Annotated in this window: 10 protein-coding genes; 9 read left to right on the forward strand and 1 reads right to left on the reverse strand. The window is 70.1% G+C overall.

Features of this window, described 5'->3' with window-relative positions; all coding sequences use genetic code 11:
- The first annotated feature begins 79 nt into the window (after positions 1-79).
- The 8 genes from recG to mutM all read left to right on the forward strand — a co-directional run bounded on the left by recG (position 80) and on the right by mutM (position 7,979).
- Positions 80-2,287 carry an ATP-dependent DNA helicase RecG gene (recG, locus tag ABZT17_RS39260; protein ID WP_356356526.1) on the forward strand — a complete coding sequence of 736 codons (2,208 nt, stop codon included), beginning with the start codon at positions 80-82 and terminating at the stop codon, positions 2,285-2,287.
- A 108-nt stretch (positions 2,288-2,395) separates the two neighbouring features.
- On the forward strand, positions 2,396-2,980 hold the full coding sequence (gene rsmD, locus ABZT17_RS39265; protein WP_356356528.1) for a 16S rRNA (guanine(966)-N(2))-methyltransferase RsmD: 585 nt from the start codon (positions 2,396-2,398) through the stop codon (positions 2,978-2,980).
- Positions 2,981-3,006: 26 nt separating this feature from the next.
- The gene (gene coaD / locus ABZT17_RS39270; RefSeq protein WP_356356544.1) at positions 3,007-3,486 is read left to right on the forward strand and encodes a pantetheine-phosphate adenylyltransferase; all 480 of its coding nucleotides are present in this window, start codon (positions 3,007-3,009) and stop codon (positions 3,484-3,486) included.
- Positions 3,487-3,599: 113 nt separating this feature from the next.
- A complete protein-coding gene (locus ABZT17_RS39275; RefSeq protein ID WP_356356530.1) occupies positions 3,600-4,682 on the forward strand; it encodes an ATP synthase F0 subunit B in 1,083 nt (360 codons plus the stop codon).
- A 132-nt stretch (positions 4,683-4,814) separates the two neighbouring features.
- Entirely contained in the window at positions 4,815-5,474 is a 660-nt protein-coding gene (locus tag ABZT17_RS39280) for a YceD family protein (RefSeq protein WP_356356532.1), read from the forward strand.
- 2 nt (positions 5,475-5,476) lie between these two features.
- The gene (gene rpmF, locus ABZT17_RS39285; RefSeq protein WP_007493396.1) at positions 5,477-5,650 is read left to right on the forward strand and encodes a 50S ribosomal protein L32; all 174 of its coding nucleotides are present in this window, start codon (positions 5,477-5,479) and stop codon (positions 5,648-5,650) included.
- A gap of 7 nt (positions 5,651-5,657) precedes the next feature.
- Positions 5,658-6,497, forward strand: a complete 840-nt coding sequence (gene rnc, locus ABZT17_RS39290; RefSeq protein WP_356356534.1) for a ribonuclease III — start codon at positions 5,658-5,660, stop codon at positions 6,495-6,497.
- A 621-nt stretch (positions 6,498-7,118) separates the two neighbouring features.
- The gene (gene mutM, locus ABZT17_RS39295) at positions 7,119-7,979 is read left to right on the forward strand and encodes a bifunctional DNA-formamidopyrimidine glycosylase/DNA-(apurinic or apyrimidinic site) lyase (RefSeq protein ID WP_356356536.1); all 861 of its coding nucleotides are present in this window, start codon (positions 7,119-7,121) and stop codon (positions 7,977-7,979) included.
- On the opposite strand, the gene ABZT17_RS39300 is transcribed toward mutM, so the two are convergent.
- Positions 7,952-8,353 (reverse strand): helix-turn-helix domain-containing protein, encoded by a 402-nt coding sequence (locus ABZT17_RS39300; RefSeq protein WP_356356538.1) that lies wholly within the window; start codon positions 8,351-8,353, stop codon positions 7,952-7,954. The genes mutM and ABZT17_RS39300 overlap by 28 nt on opposite strands.
- A 124-nt stretch (positions 8,354-8,477) precedes the next feature.
- Between ABZT17_RS39300 and ABZT17_RS39305 the strand changes: the two genes are divergently transcribed.
- Positions 8,478-9,059 carry a flavodoxin family protein gene (locus tag ABZT17_RS39305; RefSeq protein WP_356356540.1) on the forward strand — a complete coding sequence of 194 codons (582 nt, stop codon included), beginning with the start codon at positions 8,478-8,480 and terminating at the stop codon, positions 9,057-9,059.
- Positions 9,060-9,214: the final 155 nt, after the last annotated feature.

The following is a 9,214-nucleotide window of genomic DNA, read 5'->3' on the forward strand; positions in this document are numbered from 1 at the left end:
GCCATCCTAGAGCCGGAACAGCCCGCCTGACCAGGACTTTCCCGAGACGTATACGGGATTGTCAGTGGGGTGGTGTGCAATGGATCTCGTGCCCGCACTGGAAGAACCACTGAAGAAGGTGCTCGGACCACCCACCGCGAAGGTGATGGCCGAGAGCCTCGGCCTGCACACCGTCGGCGACCTCCTGCACCACTACCCGCGCAGATACGAGGAGCGCGGCCAGCTCACCCACCTCGCCGACCTCCCCCTGGACGAGCACGTCACGGTGGTCGCGATGGTCGCCGACGCCCGCCTGCACACCTTCGCCTCCGCCAAGGCCCCCCGCGGCAAGGGCCAGCGTCTCGAGGTCACCATCACCGACGGCAGCGGCCGGCTCCAGCTGGTCTTCTTCGGCCATGGCGTCCACAAGCCCCACAAGGAGCTCCTGCCGGGCACCCGCGCGATGTTCGCGGGCAAGGCCTCCGTCTTCAACCGCCGTCTGCAACTCGCCCATCCCGCCTACGAGTTGCTACGAGGCGACAGCGAGGAGACGGTCGAGACCTGGGCCGGCGCCCTCATCCCGATCTACCCCGCCACCGCCAAGCTGGAGTCCTGGAAGATCGGCAAGGCGATCCAGACGGTCCTGCCCAGTGCCCAGGAAGCCGTCGACCCCCTCCCCGCCGCCCTCCGCGACGGCCGCGGCCTGGTCACCCTCCCCGAGGCCCTCCTCAAGATCCACCGTCCGCAGACCAAGGCCGACATCGAGGACGCCCGCTCCCGCCTCAAGTGGGACGAGGCCTTCGTCCTCCAGGTCGCCCTCGCCCGCCGCCGCCACGCCGACGCCCAACTCCCGGCAGTGGCCCGCAGGCCCAAGCCCGACGGCCTTCTCACCGCCTTCGACGACCGCCTCCCCTTCACCCTCACCGAGGGCCAGCGGAAGGTCTCGAAGGAGATCTTCGACGACCTGGCGACCGAGCATCCGATGCACCGGCTGCTGCAGGGCGAGGTCGGATCAGGCAAGACGATGGTGGCCCTCCGCGCCATGCTCGCCACCGTCGACGCGGGCGGCCAGGCGGCCATGCTCGCGCCCACCGAGGTGCTCGCCCAGCAGCACCACCGCTCGATCGTCGAGATGATGGGCGACCTGGCCGAGGGCGGAATGCTGGGCGGCACCGAGCACGCCACCAAGGTGGTGCTCCTCACCGGCTCCATGGGCACGGCGGCCCGCCGTCAGGCCATGCTCGACCTGGCCACCGCCGAGGCCGGGATCGTGATCGGCACCCACGCGCTGATCGAGGACAAGGTCCAGTTCCACGACCTCGGCCTGGTCGTGGTCGACGAACAGCACCGCTTCGGCGTCGAACAGCGGGACGCCCTGCGCGGCAAGGGCAAGCAGCCGCCCCACCTGCTCGTCATGACGGCGACGCCGATCCCCCGCACCGTCGCCATGACGGTCTTCGGCGACCTGGAGACCTCGGTCCTCGACCAGCTCCCCGCCGGCCGCTCCCCGATCGCCAGCCATGTCGTCCCGGCCGCCGACAAGCCCCACTTCCTGGCCCGCGCCTGGGAGCGGGTCCGCGAGGAGGTGGGCAACGGCCATCAGGCGTACGTCGTCTGCCCCCGCATCGGCGACGAGGACGACGACCCGAAGAAGGCGGGCCGGAAGAAGTCCCCGGAGGACGAGGCGGAGAAGCGCCCCCCGCTCGCGGTCCTCGACATCGCCGACCAGCTCGCCAAGGGGCCCCTGCACGGCCTGCGCGTGGAGGTCCTGCACGGCCGTATGCACCCCGACGACAAGGACGCGGTCATGCGCCGCTTCGCCGCGGGCGACACCGACGTCCTGGTCGCCACCACGGTCATCGAGGTGGGTGTCAACGTCCCGAACGCCACCGCCATGGTCATCATGGACGCCGACCGCTTCGGCGTCTCCCAGCTCCACCAGCTCCGCGGCCGGGTGGGCCGAGGCTCCGCACCGGGCCTGTGCCTCCTGGTCAGCGAGATGCCGGAGGCGAGCGCGGCCCGCCAGCGCCTGAACGCCGTCGCCTCCACCCTCGACGGCTTCGAACTCTCCCGTATCGACCTCGAACAGCGCCGGGAGGGCGATGTCCTGGGCCAGGCCCAGTCGGGGGCGCGCACCAGCCTGAAGGTCCTCGCGGTCATCGAGGACGAGGAGGTCATCGCGGAGGCGCGGGAGGAGGCGGCGGCGGTCGTGGCGGCGGACCCGGAACTGGAGCAGCTGCCGGGCCTGCGCACGGCCCTGGACGCCCTTCTGGACGAGGAGAGGGAGCAGTACCTGGAAAAGGGCTGAGGGAGACTCCGCCCGGGGGCGCGGGGCCGTGTCGAAGGTGCGGCTACCGCCGCGCGATGGCGACCAGCCACAATGAACCCGTAGCCGTCCACAACCGAGGAACCGAAGATGACCCGCGTGATCGCCGGAGCAGCCGGCGGCCGTCGACTGGCGGTCCCGCCCGGCAACGGCACCCGTCCCACCTCCGACCGCGCACGCGAGGGCCTCTTCTCCACCTGGCAGTCCCTCCTCGGCGGCCCCCTCCAGGGCGAACGGGTCCTGGACCTGTACGCCGGCTCGGGGGCCGTGGGGCTGGAAGCCCTCTCCCGGGGCGCGAGCCACACCCTCCTCGTCGAGGCCGACGCGAGGGCCGCCCGCGTCATCAGGGAGAACGTCAAAGCCCTCGGGCTCCCCGGCGCGGAGGTCAGGGCGGGCAAGGCCGAGCAGATCATCCAGTCGGCGCCGACGGCCCCGTACGAGCTCGTCTTCCTCGACCCTCCGTACCGAGTCACGGATCACGATCTTCGCGAGATTCTCCTCACACTCCGCACCGAACACTGGCTAGCGCCGGAGGCCCTCGTCACCGTGGAGCGCAGCACCAGAGGCGGTGATTTCCGGTGGCCGGACGGCTTTGAAGCGATCCGGGCCCGGCGCTACGGCGAGGGAACGTTTTGGTACGGTCGCGCCGCCTCTACGTGCGAAGACGCACGATGACCGGACCGGAGAGCGAGGGATCACAAGTGCGCCGCGCCGTCTGTCCCGGGTCGTTCGACCCGATCACCAACGGACACCTCGACATCATTTCCCGCGCCTCCCGTCTGTACGACGAGGTGTATGTCGCGGTGATGATCAACAAGTCCAAGAAGGGCCTGTTCGAGATCGACGAGCGGATCGACCTGATCCGCGAGGTCACCGCCGAGTACGGCAACGTGATCGTGGAGGCCTTCCACGGCCTTCTCGTCGACTACTGCAAGCAGCGCGACATCCCGGCCATCGTCAAGGGCCTGCGGGCCGTCAGCGACTTCGACTACGAGCTGCAGATGGCCCAGATGAACAACGGCCTGTCGGGCGTCGAGACGCTCTTCGTGCCGACCAACCCCACCTACAGCTTCCTGTCCTCCTCGCTCGTCAAGGAGGTCGCCACCTGGGGCGGGGACGTCTCCCACCTGGTTCCGCCGCTGGTCCTGGAAGCCCTCAACAAGCGCCTGCGCAAGGACTGATGGGCAAGCGCCGGGCGACTGACGGTCCACTGATGCCGATGGGGCTACAGTCGTCCCGTCCGTCTCCAACACGTCGGTAGTCCGACACATCGGTAGAGAGTGGCGAGCACACGGTGGACGTGCAGAAGAAGCTCGACGAGATCGTGACCGCGGTGTCCGGTGCCCGGTCGATGCCCATGTCGGCCTCGTGCGTGGTCAACCGCGCCGAACTGCTCGCCTTGCTCGAAGAGGTGCGCGAGGCGCTGCCCGGCTCCCTCGCGCAGGCCCAGGAGCTGATTGGCGGCCGTGACCAGATGGTCGAGCAGGCCCGCCAGGAGGCCGAGCAGATCATCCAGAGCGCGCACGCCCAGCGCGGCACACTGATCTCCGACACCGAGATCGCCCGCCGCTCCCAGGCCGAGGCCGACCGGATCCTCGCCGAGGCCCGCCAGGAGGCCGAGGAGGTCCGGGCCGAGGCCGACGACTACGTCGACTCCAAGCTCGCCAACTTCGAGGTCGTCCTCACCAAGACCCTCGGCTCGGTCGGCCGCGGCCGCGAGAAGCTGCTCGGCACCGGTCCGGGCCTCGACGAGCAGGGCTACGAGGACGAGGACGCCCCCGAGCGCAGCCACGACCCGGAGACCCTGCGCAAGGACGCCGACGCCTATGTGGACGCCAAGCTGGGCGCCTTCGAGGCGGTCCTGGCCAAGACCCTGGAGGCGGTCGGCCGCGGCCGGCAGAAGCTGCACGGCCGTATCGCCACCGACGACCTCAGCGCCCTCGCCGACGACACCACGTCCTTCCAGCACTCCAGCGACGCCGACTACCTGGCCGACCTCGCCGCGCTCGCCGAGCGGGACACCGCCGCCGCGGCCGAGCAGCAGGCCGCCCAGCAGCCGGACTACGCCCAGCCGGAGCCGGCGTACGGCTACCAGCAGCAGGGCGACGCCTACGCGGGCGGCTACCAGCAACAGGCGTACGGCCAGCAGGACGCCTACGGCTACCAGCAGGCCGACCCGTACGCCTACCAGGGCTACGACACCGGCCAGCACGCGGTGTACGACCCCAGCCAGGCCCATCAGACGCAGCAGGCCCACCAGGGCCACCAAGCCCATCAGCCGCAGCAGTCGTACGCCCTCGACGAGACCAGTCTCTTCGACACCGGCATGATCACTCCGGAGCAGCTGAGGGCCTACGAGCAGGGGCGCGGCCAGTAAGGGAGCACCGGATTGGGCCGTGAGCGAAAGGTCCAGTATCCTGGCTCTTCGGTCGCGCGTACGTCCGCGATCAACGCTGCCCGGGGACACCGTAGGGCAGCGTCCCTCTGAGCTCGAAGATCGAAAGCAGGAATGGCCCCCAACGCTCGCCTCGACCATCGAAACCCTCTCGTGTTCGACACACACGAGCTGGGTCGGCGTCCTGGTGCGCTGCAGCGGCTGACCCGCTCGATCGACGCTCCCAAGGATCTCGGTATCCAGGGGGTCGTCGGAGTGCCGGAAGGCGCCCCGGTGGAGCTCGAACTCCGGCTCGAGTCGGTCATGGAAGGTGTGCTTGTCACAGGCACCGCCCGTGCACAGGCCGAGGGGGAGTGCGTAAGGTGTCTGGAGCCGCTTCAGCTGGACGTCGAAGCGGAATTCCAGGAGATGTTCTCGTACCCTGACGCCGATGACCGGGGCCGCCCCAAGGCGGAGCCGGTCGACGACGCCGGGGAATCCGCAGAAAACGAGGACAGGCTCTTCATCGAGGACGGCCTGTTCGACCTCGAACCCGTGCTGCGGGACGCGGTGGTGCTCGCACTGCCGATGCAGCCGGTGTGCCAGGAAGACTGCCCGGGTCTGTGCTCCGCGTGCGGAGCACGGCTGGCGGACGACCCGGACCACCACCATGACGCCGTCGACATCCGTTGGGCGGCACTGCAGGGACTCGCCGGTTCACTCGGAGACGGCGAGAAGGACAAGATGAGCGGCGCTGACGCGGAAGCGGGCGTCGACGAGAAGCAGGAGAAGTAGCCGTGGCTGTTCCGAAGCGGAAGATGTCGCGCAGCAACACGCGCCACCGCCGGTCGCAGTGGAAGGCTGCGGTCCCCACCCTGGTTGCGTGCGAGCGCTGCCACGAGCCCAAGCTGCAGCACATTGCGTGCCCGTCTTGCGGCACCTACAACAAGCGCCAGGTCCTCGAGGTCTGAGCGGCTGGTGAGAGGCACCGTGTCCACTGCCAAGAAGGCGGATGACGCCATGGCGGACCTACCCGCCAAGAAGAAAGCGGACAGCACGGCCTCGTCCCACACGCTTCTGGAAGGGCGGCTCGGGTACAAGCTCGAGTCCGCCCTTCTGGTGCGAGCGCTGACCCACCGTTCGTACGCGTACGAGAACGGCGGTCTGCCGACCAACGAGCGGCTGGAGTTCCTCGGGGACTCCGTGCTCGGCCTGGTCGTCACGGACACGCTGTACAACACCCACCCCGACCTGCCCGAGGGCCAACTGGCCAAGCTGCGGGCCGCGGTGGTCAATTCGCGTGCGCTGGCGGAGGTCGGTCGCGGCCTGGAACTCGGCTCCTTCATCCGGCTCGGCCGGGGTGAAGAGGGCACGGGCGGCCGGGACAAGGCGTCCATCCTCGCCGACACCCTGGAAGCGGTGATCGGCGCGGTCTATCTCGATCAGGGCCTCGACGCGGCCTCCGAACTGGTGCACCGCCTGTTCGACCCGCTGATCGAGAAGTCCTCGAACCTCGGAGCCGGCCTGGACTGGAAGACCAGCCTCCAGGAGCTCACCGCGACCGAGAGCCTCGGCGTGCCCGAGTACCTCGTCACGGAGACCGGCCCCGACCACGAGAAGACCTTCACTGCTGCCGCCCGCGTCGGAGGCGTCTCGTACGGCACCGGCACCGGCCGCAGCAAGAAGGAGGCGGAGCAGCAGGCCGCCGAGTCCGCGTGGCGGTCCATCCGGGCCGCGGCGGACGAGCGAGCCAAGCGGGCGGCGGCCGAGAAGGCCGCCGAGGCCGATGAAGAAGGCCCCACCTCCGTCTCTGCCTGACGAACAGCGCGTCCCGAGCGCCCGCCCCGGTCATGGGGCGGGCGCTCGGTTCATCCAGGGCGTACCAGCGCCGAGGGCGAACAGCTTCCGGAAGCGGTCGCCCACCCGGTGTCGGATACGGACGAACTCGCCGCCGATCTGAGCGCCCTCCTCACGCGGGCGCCGGCCGACGCGCGCATCGGCGACCCTGGTGGACGCCCTCGTGGTGCGAGGCCAGCCCGGGCGGGCCGTCGCGCTGCTCGCCCGTGCCGGCGGCGACGACCCGCCGCCACCGCGAGCCGCTCGAGCGGCTCGGCCGGACCGAGGGACCGCGCGTGCTCCTCGACCGCGGTGACCGGTATGCGCTGCGCGGGCCTCGCCGAGGTGCTTCGCGCCCGAGGCCGTGCGGACGAGGCCGGCGCCCCGCTGACCGGTATGCGCTGCGGGACCCCGCCCAGGTGCTTCGCGCCCAGGGCCGTGCGGACGAGGCCGACACCCCGCTGACCAGGGGGCTCACCACCGACGGCCGCCTCCTGTCCGACGGCCCGGCGGAGCGACGGCGGGACCGGGTTAGGCTGCGGATACCCTGCCCCGGGCCGGCGTCCGATGCCCGGAAGCGGCAGACCGAGCAGAAGGAGAGACGTGCCCGAGTTGCCCGAGGTCGAGGTCGTCCGGCGCGGTCTGGAGCGGTGGGTCGCCCACCGTGTGGTCGCCGACGCCGAGGTGCTCCACCCGCGTGCCGTACGGCGTCACATCGCCGGCGCCGACGACTTCGCGCACCGCCTCAAGGGCCACCGCGTCGGTGTCCCGAGCCGTCGCGGCAAGTATCTGTGGCTGCCCCTGGAGGACACCCACCAGTCGATCCTGGCGCACCTGGGCATGAGCGGCCAGCTCCTGGTCCAGCCGGACACGGCCCCCGACGAGAAGCACCTGCGCATCCGCGTCCGCTTCGCCGACGCCCTGGCCACCGAACTCCGCTTCGTCGACCAACGCACCTTCGGCGGACTGTCGTTGCACGACAACACACCCGACGGACTGCCCGACGTCATCGCGCACATCGCCCGCGACCCCCTCGACCCGCTCTTCGACGACGAGGCCTTCCACCAGGCCCTGCGCCGCAAGCGGACCACGATCAAACGGGCCCTGCTGGACCAGTCGTTGATCAGCGGAGTCGGCAACATCTACGCGGACGAGGCCCTTTGGCGCACCCGCGTGCACTACGAGCGCCCGACGGCCGGCTTCACCCGCCCGCGCACGGCCGAACTCCTCGGCCATGTACGGGAGGTGATGAACGCGGCGCTCGCCGTGGGCGGCACCAGCTTCGACAGCCTCTACGTCAACGTCAACGGAGAGTCCGGGTACTTCGACCGCTCGCTCGACGCGTACGGCCGGGAGGGACTGCCGTGCAAGAGGTGCGGTACGCCGATGAGCAGGCGGCCCTGGATGAATCGGTCCAGTTACTTCTGCCCGCGCTGTCAGAGGGCGCCGCGCGTCTCGTCGTAGCGCTCGCGGGAGGCGAGGACCTCGCCCATGCTGCTCTCCAGCAGATGGATCAGGCCCAGCAGCCGCTCGGCGACCTCATGGCCGAGCGGGGTGAGTTCGTAGTCCACGCGGGGCGGGTTCGTCGGCTGGGCCTCGCGGTGCACCAGACCGTCGCGCTCCAGCGCGTGCAGCGTCTGGGACAGCATCTTCTCGCTGACGCCGTCGACACGGCGGCGCAGCTCGTTGAAGCGCAGGGGTCCCTCGTGGAGGGCGCCCAGCGTCAGCCCGCCCCAGCGCCCCGTGACGTGCTCCAGCGTGCCGCGCGAGGGACACGCCTTGGCGAACACGTTGAACGGTAGGTCGTGCGCCAACGGGCGCTCCTGCGTGCTGTCCATAGCACAAGCGTACTCGAACGCAGCGCTAACCGACAGGTTGCACTAACCAGGAGTTAGTGCTTTCCTTTCGTTACTGTCAATGAGCTGGTCATTGGCTGCGAAGCTCATCCCAGGAGTACTCATCGTGACCACCCCTGTTGTCTCCATCGCCTACCACTCCGGCTACGGTCACACCGCCGTGCTCGCGGAGGCCGTCCGCGCAGGTGCCGTCGAGGCGGGTGCCGAGGCGCATCTGGTCGACGTCGACGGGATCACGGACGAGCAGTGGGCGCTGCTGGACGGCTCGGACGCCATCGTCTTCGGCTCGCCGACCTACATGGGCACCGCGTCCGGCGCCTTCCACGTCTTCGCCGAGGCGTCCTCGAAGCGCTGGTTCGGGCAGGACTGGAAGGACAAGCTGGCGGCCGGCTTCACCAACTCCGGCTCAAAGAGCGGCGACAAGCTGCACACCCTGCAGTTCTTCCAGATCCTCGCCGGCCAGCACGGCATGCACTGGGTCAATCTCGGCCTGCACCCCGGCTGGAACAACAGCGAGGGCAGCGAGCACGACCTCAACCGCCTCGGCGTCTTCGCCGGCGCCGCCGCTCAGACCAACGTCGACGAGGGCCCGGAGGCCGTCCACAAGGCGGACGTCCAGACCGCCGAACACCTGGGACGCCGGGTGACGGAGACGGCCCGGATCTTCCTCAGGGGCCGCACCGCCTGACCCTCGTACGCAGCACGCCGGGGCGGAACGACGGCACATCGCGGCCCTTGCCGCGGAGCGCCTAGGGCGTGTTGCGAAAGTCCCGCCTGCCGGGCGACGCCTGGCACGCACTCTCGCCGCACCGGGCGAAAACCCACGTACAACCAGTACGAGGG

This window comes from Streptomyces sp. NPDC005648, assembly GCF_040605395.1.
Taxonomy (GTDB): domain Bacteria; phylum Actinomycetota; class Actinomycetes; order Streptomycetales; family Streptomycetaceae; genus Streptomyces.